Raw genomic sequence first — 17436 nt, forward strand, 5'->3', positions numbered from 1 at the left:
CTTATATGCCCTTTGAATGTGATAAATTAAAACAAAATACACCGTGAAAAAACTTATCAAACGCCGTGAAATTCCAATTGGAAATTCTGTTTCAAACCATCCATTATTAGATCGCCTTTATCGCGCACGCCATATTCAAAACATCGAAGAATTAGACCGCACTTTAAAATCAATGCTGAATCCAAATCAGCTATATGGTATTGAACAAGCCGTAAATTTATTAGTGGAAGCTTACCAACAACAGCAAAAAATAGTGATTGTTGGGGATTTTGATGCTGATGGTGCAACTAGTACAGCATTGAGTGTGCTGGCTTTAAGACAACTTGGTTTTTCCGATGTAGATTACCTTGTACCAAATCGATTTGAACAAGGTTATGGCTTGAGTATTCCTGTGGCTGAAATGGCGATTGAAAAGGACGTTCAGCTATTAATGACGGTGGATAATGGCGTTTCATCTTTTGAAGGCGTTGCATTTTTGAAAGAAAAAGGTGTTCGTGTTTTAGTGACGGATCATCATTTACCACCGGAAACTTTGCCGCCAGCTGATGCCATTGTTAACCCTAATTTAAGTCAGTGTGGTTTTCCTTCAAAATCCTTAGCGGGCGTTGGTGTTGCGTTTTATTTGATGCTGGCGGTACGTGCTAAATTTCGTGAACTCGGTATTTTTACTGCAGAAACACAACCTAATTTTACTGACTTGCTCGATCTCGTGGCATTGGGTACTGTCGCTGATGTGGTGCCTTTAGATCAAAATAATCGTATCCTTGCTTATCAAGGCTTAATGCGGATTCGTGCACGGCGTTGCCGTCCTGGTATTGTTGCGTTGGCTGAAGTGGCTAACCGTAATATTGAACAGTTTACTTCAAGTGATCTCGGTTTTTGTATCGGACCTCGTTTAAATGCAGCAGGGCGTTTAGACAATATGTCGATTGGAGTAGAGCTTTTACTGGCGGACGATATGCTAAAAGCCAGAGAATTGGCTTTAGATCTTGATCAACTCAACCAAACGCGTAAAGAAATTGAAGCAGGCATGAAGCTTGAGGCGCTAGAAATTTGCCAAAATCTCACCGCACTTTTTAAAGAGTTACCTTCGGGGATTACACTTTATCAACCAGATTGGCATCAAGGTGTGTTGGGCATTGTGTCATCTAGGATTAAAGAGCAATATCATCGCCCTGTAGTTGCCTTCGCGAAAGATGGTGAGGGAGTTTTGAAGGGTTCCGCGCGTTCTATTGAAGGCTTACATATGCGTGATGTTTTGGAGCGTATTCATTCGCAACATCCTAATATGATTTTAAAATTTGGTGGTCATGCGATGGCTGCAGGATTAAGCCTTCGAGAAGAACACTTTGACGATTTCCAACATATTTTTAATCAAACCGTTGCCGATTGGCTTGATGAAGAACATTTACAAGGTGTAATTTGGACCGATGGCGAATTAAATTCAAATGAATTTAATCTTGAAACGGCGGAACTGATAAAATCAGCAGGCCCTTGGGGACAAGCTTTTCCTGAGCCTTGTTTTGATGGCGAATTTAAAATTTTAGACCAGCGTGCAATTGGACAAAATCAAAACCATCTTAAAATGTTAGTGGAGCCAAAACAAGGTGGGCCTTTATTAGACGCGGTTGCGTTTAATATTGACACAAGATTGTATCCCGATCTTTCAATTAAACAGGCAAGATTTGCATATAAATTGGATGTTAATGAGTTTCGTGGTAATCGAAATGTACAGCTTTTAGTAGAATATATTGAAGCGATTGATGAGTAATATTTTGAAATTTTATGGATTATTCGTATTAGGTTTATTTGGGTTTACATCATCGGTTCTAGCTGAAGTAAATCAAAAAGAATTTTCTACTCAAAATCCACCGCACTTACCGTCTTCTGATGTCATGCATTTTGAAGATGGGCGGGATTATTTTTCTTATCAAGAGCCTATTGAACAAGCGCCTAGAGCAGACAAAAAAATACGTATTCAATTCTTTTTTGATTACGATTGCCGCGTATGTTCGTCAGCGCAAGATATTTTAGAACTTTATAATCAAATGCGAACAAATAAAGTTGCGTTGGAACAATACCCTATTGCAACCGCGGATAGTCAGTTTAGCGCACGCATTTTTTATACCTTGCAAGCGCTAAGTGCGGGTGAGTTATCTAATGTTTTATTGTTTGAAACTTCAGAAAAATCCCGTTATGCAGAATTGTCTGCGACAAATAAAATTCAACAATGGGCGGAAGAACAAGGGCTAGATAAGCAGTTATTTATTCAAACTGAAAATTCAGAAAGAGTAAAAGAACAAATTCAAGATGCGATTGAATTGACGGAAGAATATGGTGTTTTTACCTATCCTTACGTTGTCATTGGAGGAAAATATGTACTCACGGCGAGTACGCTTTATAACGATGATTATAGCGTGGCAGTGTTAGATTTTTTGGTAAATAAAATAGAACAGGAAAAAAAGTGATGAAAATCGGAATTGTTGGCGCAATGGCGCAAGAAGTAGAAATTTTAAAAAATTTAATGGCAGAGAGAACTGAAACTCGAGTAGCAAGTGCAGTAATTTTTGAAGGCAAAATTAATGGTAAAAATGTTGCATTGTTGCAATCAGGTATTGGAAAAGTGGCCGCTGCAATTGGCACGACGGCATTGTTGCAATTAGCCAAGCCAGATTTTGTGATCAATACTGGTTCTGCAGGTGGGGTAGCAAAAGGCTTGAAAGTGGGAGATATTGTAATTTCTGATGAAACACGCTATCACGATGTGGACGTGACAGCTTTTGGCTATGAAAAAGGGCAGTTGCCAGCTAATCCAGCAGCATTTTTATCTGACCAAAAACTAGCTGACCTCGCTCAAGAAATTGCAGAAAAGCAAGGACAATCAGTAAAACGTGGTTTAATTTGCTCTGGCGATAGTTTTATTAATAGTGAAGATAAAATTGCACAAATAAAAGCTGACTTCCTGAATGTGACGGGGGTTGAAATGGAGGCTACAGCGATTGCACAAGTTTGCTATGCTTTTAATGTGCCTTTTGTGGTGGTTCGAGCAATTTCTGATGGAGGCGATGGTGAAGCAAGTATATCTTTTGAAGAGTTCTTACCGTTGGCCGCAAAACGGTCTTCAGCGTTAGTGTTGGGGATGATTGATAGACTGTAGTAATAATCTTTTAATAAGATAATAAATTCTAAAATTGAATTATAAACATTATTTAAAAAGGCATTGCTTATTTAGCTATGCCTTTTTATATGAGCCAATTAGAATTTATAGTTCAAACTTAGAATATAAGTTCTTCCACGTGCAAAGTTATAAAGTACAGATTTATCTTTTCCTCCATCTTCACAAGTATTATTTTTACTACAAATTGAATCATTTAAGCTTGAATAATAGCGCTGTGAAGCAGCATCATTGCCTGAGTCTAAAGGATCAACATAACGTTTATCTAGTAGGTTTTGTACTTCAGCTTTGATAATTAAATCTTTAACAGGTTCATAACTTACATGCAAATCTAAAATAATCGGTTGTTTATTAATTTCCTCTGTTTTCTTGATTGCATAATAAGTTCGTTCATGGCTCGTATTTAATTCAAATTGAGAACCGTTAATATAATCTTCTTGAATGGTTGCTCGTTTACTTTTCCCATAGTAACGTGCTGCGATACCAAGAGTTAATTTTTGATCAAACCAGCGAGATCCAAGTTCTAATCTTCCATAATCTTTCGGTAACATTGAGATACGAGATAGACCATAACCTTGTTTCAGAATATCATCTTTTGATGCGTTGTTAGGACGTGGACTTGCATCTGCATAGTTGGTTGGTTGATTTGTTCGTTGGTATGCATAAGATAGATTTGCAAAGAAACGTCCCATGTCATAGTTAATTTCTAACTCGACGCCGCTCTTTTTCACAATAGGCTTATAATTTTGATGAGCAATGGTGAATCTAAATCCATTATTAGCTGCCCAGTCAGGAACAACGCCATCTCTCCACCATACACCATATACATTATGAATATAATTTTTGATAAAGCTGCGATAGCCCACTAGTTTTAAACCTAATATATCTTCTTTAGTGAAAACGCCTTTTTTATAGGTATTAAATCCAAGTTGATAAGTTTCAGCTCGCTCAGGTTTTAATGCCGTATTTACGCCAACATCAGATACTTGAGAGAAGAACATTTCTTGAATATTTGGCATTCTATGTGTGCGCGAATAGGTGAAAAACGGCATAAAATAATCATTGATATCCGCGCTAAGTGTTGCTGAGTGATTTATCGCTGTTTTATGTCCTGATTTATGCAAAATCGGTTCATTAATTTGTGTTGGTGTATTTTCGTAACCTACATATTCACCGTTAAATGCATAATGGGTAAAATTGACACTATAGTCTAAATGGTAAATTCCTTTAGAAAGTGCGGTATCAAAATAAACAGTTTTAAATTTTTGTTTACCAGAAGGCTGTAAGATCACTGAACGTTGTGGTAATCCGCTTTTGCTTCCTTGGAAGCGACCTAAATAACTATAGTTTCCTTGTGAGTGTGATTCATTGTTATAAAACAAACTTAATTCTTCAGGAAAACGGTTTTTACTATACTCATTAATAAAGTAGTTAAAGCCCAATGTGGTTTTTAAATCGATTTCTTTTGGCAATAAGAAGGTATAGCTGTTATTTATATCAACAATATTTGCCACATTTTTGGTAATAAGTTTGTCTGCAACTTGCCAACCAGCAAAAAAGCCACCCTTAGGATAAATGGTTTTACCTAAGTTATGTGCTACCATTAGATTTAGATCAAGATAGCGATTATTATTAAAATTATAATTTAATTGATAATTACGATTTTCGATTTTTCGAGAACCAATTTTATTATCAAGGGTACGTATTTGTGCACCTAAGGTATGGTTATCATCTCCATATTCAAATTTTAATAAATGGCTACGAGAACGAGATTGCAAGCTACCTGGTTCAATAGGAGCGACACTATATTGATCTTTATTACGTTCAAATGAGTTATTTGTGGAATCTACATCATTTTGTAATTCAGGGATATTTTGAGGTTGTATGCCATTTTCCAATTCTCTCAGAATTTTTCTTCTGGTTTCATTTTTATAAGTATTAAGTTGATAGCTAGATGTATTGTAACGTGGTTCATTAGGCGTATCTTCTTCACTAACATAATCATAATTTTCTTCTTTTCTTTCAATCCGAGTAATACAACCTGGTGTTCTTGTTTCGGTCGCTCCGGTTAGCTCATCGGTTGTTGTAATTGGGTCTGTATTTCCATTAAATGTTGGATTGGGTGCGTTGCAAGACTAATGGTTTTTGTTTAGATCAGGTGTCCACTGTCCAGCTGAATTTAAAACATAACCTGCATTGTGGAAATAGGCTTCTTTTTCTTTAGCAAGAATATCTTGTCCTAGCGAAGACAATCGTTCTCCTCCACCAATACGATAATCTTGTGAAACCTCACGTTGACTGTAACCATATACCACACCAACATAACCGCCATTATCAAGCCATTTTCTGCCTGCAGCCATTGTCATAAAATTCGATTTAGTTGCATTGTTCCCCGTCATTCCTTTTACGATGAGCCCAAAAGATTTGTCATCAGTGATAACATCATTAACGCCTAATGTTCTAAAATTGGCACTACCAGATAAAGTATTTACGCCATTGGAACCTGAAAAGTTACTTTTATTGACATCGACACCTGCAATGAAGTTAGGATCAAGCGATGCACCGAATTGAGAATTACCACTTGATTGACCTGAGTCCATGGCAGTAGAGTAAAAAGTTTGAGTGACGCCATCGACCATTGTATTGACACGACCTAACCCATTTTCGCCACGAATATTCACAGAAACTACGCCAGAGCCTTTATCTTGTTGAGTAAAAGCACCAGGGATACTTCGAATAACTTGATCGATAGTCTGTGTTTCTTTAAAAATATGCTCTCGGGTACTTTTAGCTTTTGCTTCCGTAAAAGGTTTTTTATCGTTAGTGACATTTTTTTCTACTACATCAATTTGCTCTAGCGTTTCTTCTGCCTGAGCTTCCATAATAGATACACTTATTGTATTGATAAGACAAAATGTAATTAAATTTAATCGAATAACTTTCTGCATTATTACTTCCTTATTTTTTTTGAGAAAGATTCGCATTATCTTATTGTGTTTTGTAAAATTCAATAAATTTTTATTAAAATTAATATAAAACTCTAAAAAAATGAAAAAAATTAATTTATAAAAGGGGGCTCTTTAACTAAAAAGCTTATAGGTGCGCGTTTGTTATTTTTTACTCTTTGTTAGTGGATCTTGAGTTAAGTTTGAAAGGTGGCAATAGCGAAATAGAGTGTTTATCTTTATAATACGTCAACTTTTGATAAGTAAAGGATAAGTTATATGGGAACGATTATTACCGTTGATGGCCCTAGTGGTGCTGGGAAAGGTACGCTTTGTTATGCGTTGGCACAAAAGCTAGGTTACGCGTTATTGGATAGTGGAGCGATTTATCGCGTTACAGCATTAGCTGCATTACAACGTAAAACTGATTTAACAAATGAATCGGCGCTAGCTGAATTAGCTCGCCACTTAGATATTCAATTTATTCCTCAAAATGGCGAGGTGAATATTTTGCTTGCTGGTATGAATGTAAGCCATTTAATCCGCACTCAAGAAGTCGCTGATGCCGCATCTAAAGTCGCTGTGTTTCCAGAAGTGCGGTCAGCTTTATTACAACTTCAGCAAGATTTTTCAAAAAATGATGGATTAATTGCTGATGGTAGAGATATGGGGACTGTGGTATTCCCAAATGCTCAAGTGAAGTTATTTTTAGATGCAAGTGCTGAAGAACGCGCAAAAAGACGCTATAAACAGTTGCAAAATAAAGGAATAAATGGTAACTTTGAGCAGATTTTAGCCGAGATAAAAGAGCGTGATTTTCGTGATAGAAATCGAGAGGTTGCGCCTCTAAAACCGGCTGATGATGCTTTGTTATTGGATAGCACAACGTTGAGTATTGGTGAAGTTATTGATCAGGCGTTAGCTTATATTCAAGAAAAGGTATCAGTTTCGATTTAACTGTTTGTTCAAGGAAGAATAAACATTTATTCTCAACCCCACATTTTATGGATTTTAATGTGGATGTTATTAACTTAAATTAAGAAGATTATTTATATGTCAGAATCTTTTGCTCAACTTTTTGAAGAATCATTAAAAGGCCTTGAAACTCGTCAAGGTTCAATCGTTAGTGGTACTGTAGTAGCTATCCAAAAAGGCTTTGTGCTTGTTGATGCAGGTTTAAAATCTGAGTCTGCAATTCCAGTTGCTGAATTCTTAAATGCACAAGGCGAACTTGAAATCCAAGTTGGCGATACTGTAAATGTTGCATTAGATGCAGTTGAAGATGGTTTCGGTGAAACTAAACTTTCTCGTGAGAAAGCTGTTCGTCACGAATCTTGGATTGAATTAGAAAAAGCTTACGAAGAAAAAGCGACCGTTATCGGTTTAATCAACGGCAAAGTGAAAGGTGGCTTCACAGTTGAGTTAAACGGTGTTCGTGCATTCTTACCAGGTTCTTTAGTTGATACTCGTCCAGCGCGTGAAGCAGATCATTTACTTGGTAAAGAATTAGAATTCAAAGTAATCAAATTAGATCAAAAACGTAACAACGTTGTTGTTTCTCGTCGTGCAGTGATTGAATCTGAAAACAGTCAAGAACGTGAACAAGTATTAGAAAATCTTGTTGAAGGTTCAGAAGTTAAAGGTATCGTTAAAAACTTAACTGAGTACGGTGCATTCGTTGATCTTGGTGGTGTTGACGGTTTATTACATATCACAGATATGGCTTGGAAACGTGTTAAACATCCAAGCGAAATCGTGAATGTAGGCGATGAAGTTACTGTTAAAGTATTAAAATTTGATAAAGATCGTACTCGTGTATCTTTAGGCTTAAAACAATTAGGTCAAGATCCGTGGGCTGCAATTGCTGAAAATCACCCAGTAAACAGCAAATTAACTGGTAAAGTAACTAACTTAACAGACTATGGTTGTTTTGTTGAGATCTTAGATGGCGTTGAAGGTTTAGTTCACGTTTCTGAAATGGATTGGACTAACAAAAATATCCACCCATCTAAAGTTGTTAGCTTAGGCGATACTGTAGAAGTAATGGTATTAGAAATTGATGAAGAACGTCGTCGTATTTCTTTAGGCTTAAAACAATGTAAAGCTAACCCATGGACTCAATTTGCTGAAACTCACAATAAAGGCGATAAAGTAACTGGTAAAATCAAGTCTATCACTGATTTCGGTATCTTCATCGGTCTTGAAGGTGGTATCGATGGTTTAGTTCACTTATCTGATATTTCTTGGAATGTATCAGGTGAAGAAGCAGTTCGTAACTACAAAAAAGGTGACGAAGTTTCTGCTGTAGTATTAGCAGTTGACGCACTGAAAGAGCGTATCTCTTTAGGTATCAAACAACTTGAAGAAGATCCATTCAATAACTTCGTAGCAATCAACAAAAAAGGCGCTGTAGTATCTGCAACTGTAGTTGAAGCAGATGCAAAAGGTGCTAAAGTTGAATTAGCGGGCGGCGTTGAAGGTTATATCCGCGCAGCTGATTTAACAAATGAAGTTGCTGCAGGTGATGTGGTTGAAGCTAAATACACTGGTGTAGATCGTAAATCTCGTATCGTTCACTTATCAGTGAAAGCAAAAGATCAAGCTGAAGAAGCTGCGGCAGTTGCAAATGTGAATAACAAACAAGAAGAAGTTGCTATTCCAAACGCAATGGCTGAAGCATTTAAAGCAGCTAAAGGTGAATAATTAATTCACGTAATAAGGCTGGGCTGATGTCCAGCCTTATTTTTAGGGCTTATTGCTAATAAATTGAAATAATGTATTAGCAATAAATCTTAATTTGAATAATATTAAGGGAGAAAAGACGATGACTAAGTCTGAACTTATAGAGAAATTATTAGCGAAACATCCGACTTTACCCGCAAAAGAAATCGAAAATATGGTAAAAGATATTTTGGAGTTTATTTCTCAATCTCTTGAAAATGGCGATCGTGTTGAGTTGAGAGGATTTGGAAGTTTTTCACTGCATTATCGTAATCCTCGTTTAGGGCGTAATCCAAAAACGGGTGATTCCGTTAAATTAGAAGCTAAATCTGTACCGCACTTTAAAGCTGGTAAAGAATTAAAAGAGCGTGTAGATATTTATTAATAAAATTAAAATGCTCGAATATGCCTTTCAAACTACAACGTTTGCCATTATTTAGAAAAGCTATATTTTAAGGAAATGTTATGATTAAATATATTTTAGGTATTGTGATTTTTATCGCTATCGTGTTGGTTGCAATTACCATTGGAGCAAATAACGATCAAGTTATTACATTTAATTATATTGTGGCGGAAAGTCAGCTCCAACTATCAACTCTTGTTGCTATTTTATTTGGATTAGGTTTAATTCTTGGTTGGTTAATCACCGCTTTTTTCTATCTTAAGTTAAAACTTAAAAATATGGCATTGGCTCGTCAAGTTAAGCGTCAAACTTTACAAATCAACGAATTGACTACCGTGCGCGATAAGGTCGCCTGATGCTAGAATTACTCTTTCTACTATTGCCTATCGCTGCAGCCTATGGTTGGTACATGGGGCAGCGTAGTGCAAAGAAAGATCAAGATGACATTAGTAATAAACTCTCCCGAGATTATGTTACGGGGGTAAACTTCTTACTTTCCAATCAAACCGATAAAGCTGTAGATTTGTTTTTGGACATGCTTCAGAAACAAGAAACTGAAAATGAAATCGAAAGCCACTCCCAATTTGAAGCTGAGCTTACACTTGGCAATCTATTCCGCTCTAGAGGCGAAGTTGATCGTGCATTGCGTATTCACCAAGCTTTAGACCTTAGCCCTAATTATACATTTGAGCAAAAATTACTCGCAAAGCAACAGCTTGCTAGAGATTTTATGGTGGTTGGTTTTTTTGACCGCGCTGAAAATCTTTATATTTTACTAGTGGATGAACCTGAATTTGCAGAAAATGCTTTACAGCAACTTTTAGTGATTTATCAAAAAACTAAAGAATGGAAAAAAGCGGTTAATATTGCTGAAAAACTCGCTAAAATAAAACCACAAGAGAATAATATTGAACTTGCGCAATGTTATTGTGAATATTCACAAAGTTTAGAGCCTGAAAGTGCGGTTGAAAAACGCAGTGTTTTACAAAAAGCTTTGGCGGTTTCTCCTACTTGTGTTCGCGCTTCTTTATTACTCGCAAATTTAGAAATGCTTGAAGGTCAATACCAACACGCGGCAAAAATACTAGAACATGTTTTAGAGCAAAATCCAGATTATACGGGTGAAATTTTGTCACCTTTAAAACATTGTTATGAAGAATTAAATCAGTTAGATAACTTTGAATTATTCTTAATTCGTGCTGGCCAAATTACTAATAATGACGAAGTAGAGCTAGCTTTGGTCAAATTAATTGAAGAAAAAGATGGCAAGTCAGCTGCTCAGGCTAAGCTTTATCAGCAACTCACGAAAAAGCCAAGTACTTTAATTTTCCATCGTTTTATGCAGTATCAAATTGATGATGCAGAAGACGGGAGGGGAAAAGAAAGCCTAATTTTATTACATAAAATGGTTGGTGAAAGAATTAAGCAAACATCGGCCTATCGTTGTACAAATTGTGGTTATCAAATCCATAAGCTATTGTGGAATTGTCCATCTTGCCGTCAATGGGAAAGTATTAAACCAGTTTCAAGTCAAGAACATAATTAATTGATACTCAGCGAGGTAACATTATGACAAGCAAAATTATTGTGGCATTGGACTATGAGAAAGAAGCTGAGGCTCTTGCTTTAGTTGATCAAATTGATCCGAGTTTATGTCGATTAAAAGTGGGTAAAGAAATGTTTACTACACTTGGTATTAATTTTGTAAAACAATTACATCAACGTAATTTCGATGTTTTCTTAGATCTTAAATATCATGATATTCCAAATACTGTAGCAAGAGCGGTCAGATCTGCCGCTGATTTGGGTGTATGGATGGTAGATTTGCATGCAAGCGGTGGGCTACGAATGATGGAAGAAGCTAAGAGAATTCTTGAACCTTATGGGAAAGATGCTCCATTGCTTATTGCTGTGACGGTATTAACCAGCATGGAAGATTTGGATTTATTACAAATTGGGATTAATGCATCGCCAATGGAACAAGTTTTACGCTTAGCTCATTTAACCCAACGTGCAGGTTTGGATGGGGTGGTTTGCTCTCCGCAAGAGGTTGAAATTTTACGTAACGCTTGTGGAGAAGACTTTAAATTAGTGACTCCAGGGATTCGTCCAATTGGAGCGGATTTTGGTGATCAAAGACGAGTAATGACACCTACAGCTGCGATTCGTGCTGGTTCCGATTATTTAGTGATAGGGCGTCCTATTACTCAAGCTGATAATCCTGCAGAGGTTCTTCGTTCTATTAATGCATCTATTGGGTAATTATGATGTCAGATTCCGTTTTAGTATATTCAACAGATGTAGGTCGAATTAAAGAGGAAAAGGCTTCTGTAGTTCGCCCAAAAGGAGACGGTGTTGTACGTATCCAAAAACAAACGAGTGGTAGAAAAGGTGCAGGCGTATCGGTTATAACTGGTTTGGATTTATCTGATGAGGAATTGAAAAAATTAGCGGCTGAATTAAAAAAACGTTGTGGATGTGGCGGTTCAGTTAAAAATGGAATGATTGAGATTCAAGGCGAAAAGCGTGATTTGCTCAAGCAATTGTTAGAGCAAAAAGGGTTTACCGTTAAATTATCAGGTGGATGATTAAAAAGGCGCATTAGCGCCTTTTTTGTTAAAGATTTAAAATTTCTTTAACGAAAGGGATCGTAAGATTTCGTTGTGCTTGTAACGAGGCTTTATCTAGTAGATCAAGCGCTTCAAATAATGTGTGCATGTCTCGTGCTAGTCGTGTAAGTAAAAAATTAGCTGTCTCATCGGGTAATTGAATTCCTCGTTGATAAGCGTTATGTTGCAGCACACTAATTTTTTGCTCGTCAGTTAAGGAATTTAATTGATAAATTTCACCCCAAGTCAAGCGAGAGTTCAAATCAGGCAATTTTACAGAAAGTGCGGAAGGCGATTTGTTTGAACTAATAAGCAAAAGCGTTTTTCCGCTCGCTTTAATTCGATTGAATAGATCAAAAATAGCTAATTCCCATTCATCATTGCCGATCACACTTTGCACATCATCTAGACACACTAATTCTTGCTGTTCTAGATTTTCAAGAACTGCGGTAGAAAAATATTGAGATTTACTTAGAGGCACATAAATAGCAGTACGTTGATTGATTAAATATTCGTTACTGAATGCTCTAAGTAGGTGAGTTTTTCCAGAACCTTTATTTCCCCAAATATAGAAAAACTGTTGTTTTAATTCAGATGAATTTTTGCGTAAAGAATCGAGCAATAAAAGATTATTATCGCCGTAAAAGTTTTCTAATGTGGCATCATCAATTTGATGAATAGGTAAGGGAAGCTGCTTATTCAAATATTTATGTATTACAGATTATAAGTACGAAAAAGGGCTAAATTGATATTTAACCCTTTTAAAAGGAGCCCTTATTCTACTTCATTTTTTGCTTTCGGTAAAACAAGGTTTAAGATGATAGCAACAATCGCACACAAGCTGATACCTTTTAGTGATACGTTACCCACATCTACAAACATATTGCCGATACCAAATGTCATGACGACAGAAATAATACATAGATTACGCGCTTCGGTAACATCAACTTTGCCACGAATTAAGGTGCTCATGCCCACGACTGCGATTGAACCGAAAACAAGCATCATAATTCCGCCCATTACAATAGTTGGAATCGTTGATAAGAATGCGCCTACTTTTCCACAGAATGAAATCGCTATAGCCCAAACCGCAGCCCAAGTCATAATATTAGGGTTGAAATTTCGGGTTAACATTACTGCACCAGTTACTTCCGCATAGGTTGTATTTGGGGGGCCACCCACTAAAGATGCAGCTGCTGTTGCTAAGCCATCGCCTAATAAAGTACGGTGTAATCCTGGTTTTTTTAAAAAGTCTTTACCTGTCACAGAGCTGATTGCCATAATGCCGCCCACGTGTTCTACTGCAGGTGCAATGGCAATTGGTAACATATAAAGAATAGCTTCTAGGTTAAATTCAGGCGCAGTTAATTTTGGTAAGCTGAACCAAGGCGCATCAATCACTGGTTGGAAATTAATTAAACCTAGGAATAAACATAAAATATAGCCCGCAGTAATACCAAACATAATTGGGATGAGTTTCATCAATCCTTTGGCAAACACTGCTACAGATAAAGTAGTGAGAAGTGTTACCATTGAAACTAATACTGCATCGTTATACGCATAAGCACTGTTTTTGCCTAATGACATATCAACTGCCACAGGAGCAAGCCCCATCCCAATGATAACAATTACTGGGCCAACGACAATCGGTGGGAAAATACGTTGTAATGCTTCTGTTCCACGTAATTTTACTAACGTGCTTAGCGCTAGATATACAAGACCAGCAGATGCTAAACCACCCATAGTGGTCGCAATGCCCCAAGTTTGAACACCATATTGAATCGGCGCGATAAAGGCAAAAGATGAGGCTAAGAAAATAGGAACTTGTTTGCCCGTGCAAAGTTGGAAGAGTAGGGTACCAACGCCAGCAGTTAATAATGCTGTATTGGAATCAAGGCCTGTAATTAATGGTACAAGAACGAGTGCACCAAATGCGACGAAGAGCATTTGTAGGCCAACGAATGATTGTTTTAATGTACTTTGTTTTTCCGAAGGGAAAGAAGAAGTTTGATTTGTCATTTAGTTTCAACTCTCTGTTTGAATTAACTTAAAGTGCGGTCAGTTTTTCTTGTGTTTCACGCACACAAAAAGACGGCAAGAAAATGCCGTCCATCTTTTATTTTTGGGGATTATTTGGTCCCAAAAATTTTATCACCCGCGTCACCTAGACCCGGAATAATGTAACCATGTTCATTTAGGTGGCTATCAATAGAAGCGCAGTAAAGTTCAATGTCAGGATGTGCAGCTTCAAGAGCCTTAATACCTTCTGGCGCAGCGACCAACACTAATACTTTGATGTGTTTACAACCTTTTGCTTTTAAAAGATCAAGGGTTGCAATCATAGAACCACCAGTTGCAAGCATAGGATCAACAACAATTGCAAGGCGCTCTTCTAAATCGCTAGCTAATTTTTGGAAGTAAGGGACGGGTTCAAGGGTTTCTTCATTACGGTAGATACCCACTACGCTGATACGTGCGCTTGGTACATGTTCAAGTACACCATCCATCATACCTAAACCTGCACGTAAAATTGGGACAACCGTTACTTTTTTACCTTTAATTCGATCGATTTCTACTGGGCCATTCCAACCGTTGATCGTTACTTTTTCAGTTTCTAAATCAGACGTTGCTTCATAGGTTAATAGGCTACCGATTTCTGTTGCCAGTTCACGGAATTTTTTTGTATCAATCTCAGCTTCACGCATCACACCTAGTTTGTGTTTTACAAGTGGGTGTTTTACTTCAACCAGTTTCATTTTCACTCTCCTTTTGGCTCTTAAAAAACAAATTGACAAATTCTAGATTAAAAAAATACAAAATGGTAGAGATTTATAAAAATATTCTGACTTGAAACGGGAGTTTTAAATGCAATATTGTGTTTAAACTGGTCGAATACTCTCTATATCTAATTTTGCATCAAACTCATTAAGCAGAATTTGTAATTTACTATCTTTTTGCAACTCATTTTGAGCTTTTTCCCGCAATGCTTGATAAATATTACGGCGATATTCAATTGGAGTAGTGACATTGCTATCATCAATATTAATTGTTAATCGAATATCTTTACCTTGCAATTTTCTTAAAGCTTCAACCAAATTTTTTATGCTTCTGTCTTGGCGTAAATGAGATTTTTCTGAATGTAATCCAAGATTGATTTCATCATCAGTTTTGCTTTGTAAGAAACAATTTAACGCTAATTCTTTGCTAAATCCTGTTACACCCGAACGTTCAACTATATCTGCCCACTCATCTTGTTGTTGAGTTTGGGTAATGATTTTTAAACGTAATTCAGGCGTAATATCTTTCAAAATAGCCTGTTTTATATCGGAAGGACGAACGCCTGTATCGGCTTTAGCAAGTTCTGGATTGCTCCATTCCCAACGATAGGTGTCAGCACTCAAGATTTCTTGCTCATCTTGAGCAATTTCTGCTCTATCATCACTTGAATTTTCTTCTTTGCTATTTTCTTGTGGAACCTGTGCAGAATTTGGTAGTGATGTTGGCTTTTCTATGTGCTTGGGCTTCGGTTCAGTCATTTCTCGCACGGGAAGTGCGGTCATTTTTTTATGAGATTTCTCTTCATCCAGTTCTTGAATGTGATGTAAAGTCTCACTTACTGCAGCTAATGATTCAGCTTTGTGTTCTTGGCGTTCTTGGTTTTCCAGTTGTGTTAAATGTTCAAGCGCATCTAAAGCCGAAAGGCTTGCCAAATTTGGAATGCTCGTTTTATTTGGTTTTGCTTGAGAATAAGCTGATTTGATACTTTGCGACAGTACTGGCACATCGACATAATTACCTGTATTTTCAACCGCACTTGGAGTTGATGGCGGAGGAGTAATTACAGTGTTAGCCTTTGGTACTGCCGTAAGGAACTTTGGGTGGAATGCCAATGCCCTCAATAATGTCATTTCTGTGCCAATACGACGGTTTGGCGCATTTGATAAGTCTTTTCTACCAGAAATAATGACTTGATAAAAAAACTGAACATCTTCTGGAGAGATATGTTTGGCTAAAAATGAAAAATGTTCATTGTTATCTGAAGATTTTTGTGGAAGAAGTTGCATGAGTGCAATTTGATGTAATTTTTCTGCACATTCGCCAAGCAATTTGTCCCAATCACCTGCCGCATCTGCAACTCTTTGCAGTGTTCGCATTAAGAGTTCACCATTACCTTGGTGTAAGGCGTATAAAATATCAACAGAATAGTTATCATCAAGCAACCCTAACATATTGCTTACAACACTATTTGTAACTTGTCGGTCGCCCATTGCAATGGCTTGATCCGTTAAACTTAAGCTATCACGAATACTTCCTTGCGCCGCTTTTGCAAGTTTAACTAATGCAGGCTCTTCAAAAGGAATATTTTCTTGCGTCAAAATGTAGGCAAGATGCTGGGAGATTTGGGTTTCATCTAATGCTTTGAGATGAAATTGTAAACAGCGAGAAAGAATAGTTACAGGTAATTTTTGTGGATCCGTTGTCGCGAGTAGGAATTTTACATATTTTGGTGGTTCTTCCAAAGTCTTGAGCAACGCATTAAATGAATGGCGAGATAGCATATGGACTTCATCAATTAAATAAACCTTAAATCTTCCCACAACAGGTTTATATTGCACGTTATCCAATAATTCGCGCGTGTCTTCAACTTTTGTGCGTGATGCCGCATCAATTTCAATTAAATCAATAAAATTGCCTTGCTCAATGGCTTTACAATTTTCACATTCACCGCAGGGTGTTGCGGTTACACCATGTACACAATTTAATCCTTTTGCAAACAATCGAGCAATAGAGGTTTTCCCTACACCACGCGTGCCTGAAAAGAGGTAAGCGTGATGTAGTCGATTATCTTTTAATCCATTTGCTAATGCCGTGATAATGTGTTCTTGCCCAACAACATCAGCAAATGTTTTTGGTCGCCACTTTCTGGCTAAGACTTGATAGCTCATCGAATCCTTAATTAATGACCTTCAAAATTGACGAGTGTATAGCAATCAACACCCAAATTATTTAAGCGTTTTTCGCCACCTAATTCAGGTAAATTAATCACAAATGCAGCGTGTTTTACCGCTCCACCTAAACGTTGCACTAATTTTACTGTTGCTTCAACGGTGCCGCCTGTTGCTAATAAATCATCAATGATTAAAACATTGTCACCTTCTGAAATTGCATCAATATGCATTTCTAAAGTATCTTGACCATATTCTAATTGATAAGATTGAGAAATGGTTTCACGTGGTAATTTTTTAGGTTTACGTACTAATTCGAAAGGTAAGCCTAGTGCTAAGGCAACGGGTGCGCCAAAAATAAAACCACGAGATTCAGTTCCAAGCACTTTGGTAATTCCTTTATCGCGATATTGTTCCACAATAAGATCTATTGTTGCTTTAAAAGCAGCTGGAACTTCCAAAAGGGTAGTAATATCGCGGAAGATAATGCCTTTTTTTGGATAGTTAGGAATTGATTTGATAGAAGATTTAATTAAATCAAGTTGTGTAGTCATAAATAATGCTCAAAAGTGCGGTAAAAAAAGAAACGTTTTTAGGACAGTATCTTATCATAAAAAAATAAAAAGATAGGAAAATA

At 37.0% G+C, this 17436-nt stretch carries 15 protein-coding genes and 2 pseudogenes; 10 read left to right on the forward strand and 7 right to left on the reverse strand.

The window, feature by feature from the left end; genetic code table 11:
* Positions 1–43 precede the first annotated feature (43 nt).
* The 3 genes from recJ to DV417_RS04570 are packed head-to-tail and all read left to right on the forward strand — an operon-like array spanning position 44 to position 3157.
* Entirely contained in the window at positions 44–1771 is a 1728-nt protein-coding gene (gene recJ, locus DV417_RS04560) for a single-stranded-DNA-specific exonuclease RecJ (RefSeq protein ID WP_118878822.1), read from the forward strand.
* On the forward strand, positions 1764–2468 hold the full coding sequence (locus DV417_RS04565) for a thiol:disulfide interchange protein DsbA/DsbL (RefSeq protein WP_118776116.1): 705 nt from the start codon (positions 1764–1766) through the stop codon (positions 2466–2468). The genes recJ and DV417_RS04565 overlap by 8 nt, the downstream gene beginning before the upstream one ends.
* Entirely contained in the window at positions 2468–3157 is a 690-nt protein-coding gene (locus DV417_RS04570) for a 5'-methylthioadenosine/adenosylhomocysteine nucleosidase (protein WP_118776115.1), read from the forward strand. Before DV417_RS04565 ends, DV417_RS04570 begins: the two co-directional genes overlap by 1 nt.
* A gap of 98 nt (positions 3158–3255) precedes the next feature.
* Here DV417_RS04570 and DV417_RS09670 read toward each other — a convergent pair.
* Positions 3256–5112, reverse strand: a pseudogene (locus tag DV417_RS09670) (TonB-dependent receptor domain-containing protein); the annotation flags it as partial.
* 201 nt (positions 5113–5313) lie between these two features.
* A pseudogene (locus DV417_RS09675) lies at positions 5314–6123 on the reverse strand (TonB-dependent receptor plug domain-containing protein); the annotation flags it as partial.
* Between the two features lie 276 nt (positions 6124–6399).
* Between DV417_RS09675 and cmk the strand changes: the two are divergent.
* The 7 genes from cmk to yciH all read left to right on the forward strand — a co-directional run bounded on the left by cmk (position 6400) and on the right by yciH (position 11832).
* Positions 6400–7077, forward strand: coding sequence for a (d)CMP kinase (gene cmk, locus DV417_RS04580; protein WP_192876988.1), 678 nt, complete (start codon positions 6400–6402; stop codon positions 7075–7077).
* Between the two features lie 96 nt (positions 7078–7173).
* Positions 7174–8823, forward strand: a complete 1650-nt coding sequence (gene rpsA / locus DV417_RS04585; protein ID WP_046942589.1) for a 30S ribosomal protein S1 — start codon at positions 7174–7176, stop codon at positions 8821–8823.
* Between the two features lie 103 nt (positions 8824–8926).
* Positions 8927–9226 carry an integration host factor subunit beta gene (locus DV417_RS04590; RefSeq protein WP_478292514.1) on the forward strand — a complete coding sequence of 100 codons (300 nt, stop codon included), beginning with the start codon at positions 8927–8929 and terminating at the stop codon, positions 9224–9226.
* 80 nt (positions 9227–9306) lie between these two features.
* Entirely contained in the window at positions 9307–9600 is a 294-nt protein-coding gene (locus DV417_RS04595; RefSeq protein ID WP_005628856.1) for a LapA family protein, read from the forward strand.
* Positions 9600–10790 (forward strand): lipopolysaccharide assembly protein LapB, encoded by a 1191-nt coding sequence (gene lapB, locus DV417_RS04600; protein WP_118776112.1) that lies wholly within the window; start codon positions 9600–9602, stop codon positions 10788–10790. The genes DV417_RS04595 and lapB overlap by 1 nt, the downstream gene beginning before the upstream one ends.
* 23 nt (positions 10791–10813) lie before the next feature.
* Positions 10814–11506 carry an orotidine-5'-phosphate decarboxylase gene (gene pyrF / locus DV417_RS04605; RefSeq protein WP_118776111.1) on the forward strand — a complete coding sequence of 231 codons (693 nt, stop codon included), beginning with the start codon at positions 10814–10816 and terminating at the stop codon, positions 11504–11506.
* Between the two features lie 5 nt (positions 11507–11511).
* On the forward strand, positions 11512–11832 hold the full coding sequence (gene yciH, locus DV417_RS04610) for a stress response translation initiation inhibitor YciH (RefSeq protein ID WP_032828022.1): 321 nt from the start codon (positions 11512–11514) through the stop codon (positions 11830–11832).
* A gap of 28 nt (positions 11833–11860) precedes the next feature.
* On the opposite strand, the gene hda is transcribed toward yciH, so the two are convergent.
* The 5 genes from hda to apt all read right to left on the reverse strand — a co-directional run bounded on the left by hda (position 11861) and on the right by apt (position 17353).
* Entirely contained in the window at positions 11861–12556 is a 696-nt protein-coding gene (gene hda, locus DV417_RS04615) for a DnaA regulatory inactivator Hda (RefSeq protein WP_118776110.1), read from the reverse strand.
* A gap of 71 nt (positions 12557–12627) precedes the next feature.
* Positions 12628–13872, reverse strand: a complete 1245-nt coding sequence (locus DV417_RS04620) for a nucleobase:cation symporter-2 family protein (protein ID WP_118776109.1) — start codon at positions 13870–13872, stop codon at positions 12628–12630.
* Positions 13873–13982: 110 nt separating this feature from the next.
* Positions 13983–14609, reverse strand: coding sequence for a uracil phosphoribosyltransferase (gene upp / locus DV417_RS04625; RefSeq protein ID WP_005634809.1), 627 nt, complete (start codon positions 14607–14609; stop codon positions 13983–13985).
* 123 nt (positions 14610–14732) lie between these two features.
* Complete coding sequence (dnaX, locus tag DV417_RS04630) at positions 14733–16799, reverse strand: DNA polymerase III subunit gamma/tau (RefSeq protein ID WP_118878826.1); 2067 nt, start codon at positions 16797–16799, stop codon at positions 14733–14735.
* A gap of 11 nt (positions 16800–16810) precedes the next feature.
* A complete protein-coding gene (gene apt, locus DV417_RS04635) occupies positions 16811–17353 on the reverse strand; it encodes an adenine phosphoribosyltransferase (protein WP_118776107.1) in 543 nt (180 codons plus the stop codon).
* Between the last annotated feature and the right edge of the window lie 83 nt (positions 17354–17436).

Source organism: Haemophilus haemolyticus, from assembly GCF_003490935.1.
Taxonomy (GTDB): domain Bacteria; phylum Pseudomonadota; class Gammaproteobacteria; order Enterobacterales; family Pasteurellaceae; genus Haemophilus; species Haemophilus haemolyticus_M.

Bases quoted from the DNA above. Each gene is read 5' to 3' on its own strand.
- DV417_RS04565 (WP_118776116.1), top strand. From the start codon at position 1,764: ATGAGTAATATTTTGAAATTTTATGGATTATTCGTATTAGGTTTATTT.
- DV417_RS04570 (WP_118776115.1), top strand. From the start codon at position 2,468: ATGAAAATCGGAATTGTTGGCGCAATGGCGCAAGAAGTAGAAATTTTA.
- cmk (WP_192876988.1), top strand. From the start codon at position 6,400: ATGGGAACGATTATTACCGTTGATGGCCCTAGTGGTGCTGGGAAAGGT.
- rpsA (WP_046942589.1), top strand. From the start codon at position 7,174: ATGTCAGAATCTTTTGCTCAACTTTTTGAAGAATCATTAAAAGGCCTT.
- DV417_RS04595 (WP_005628856.1), top strand. From the start codon at position 9,307: ATGATTAAATATATTTTAGGTATTGTGATTTTTATCGCTATCGTGTTG.
- lapB (WP_118776112.1), top strand. From the start codon at position 9,600: ATGCTAGAATTACTCTTTCTACTATTGCCTATCGCTGCAGCCTATGGT.
- pyrF (WP_118776111.1), top strand. From the start codon at position 10,814: ATGACAAGCAAAATTATTGTGGCATTGGACTATGAGAAAGAAGCTGAG.
- yciH (WP_032828022.1), top strand. From the start codon at position 11,512: ATGTCAGATTCCGTTTTAGTATATTCAACAGATGTAGGTCGAATTAAA.
- DV417_RS04620 (WP_118776109.1), bottom strand. From the start codon at position 13,872: ATGACAAATCAAACTTCTTCTTTCCCTTCGGAAAAACAAAGTACATTA.
- upp (WP_005634809.1), bottom strand. From the start codon at position 14,609: ATGAAACTGGTTGAAGTAAAACACCCACTTGTAAAACACAAACTAGGT.
- dnaX (WP_118878826.1), bottom strand. From the start codon at position 16,799: ATGAGCTATCAAGTCTTAGCCAGAAAGTGGCGACCAAAAACATTTGCT.
- apt (WP_118776107.1), bottom strand. From the start codon at position 17,353: ATGACTACACAACTTGATTTAATTAAATCTTCTATCAAATCAATTCCT.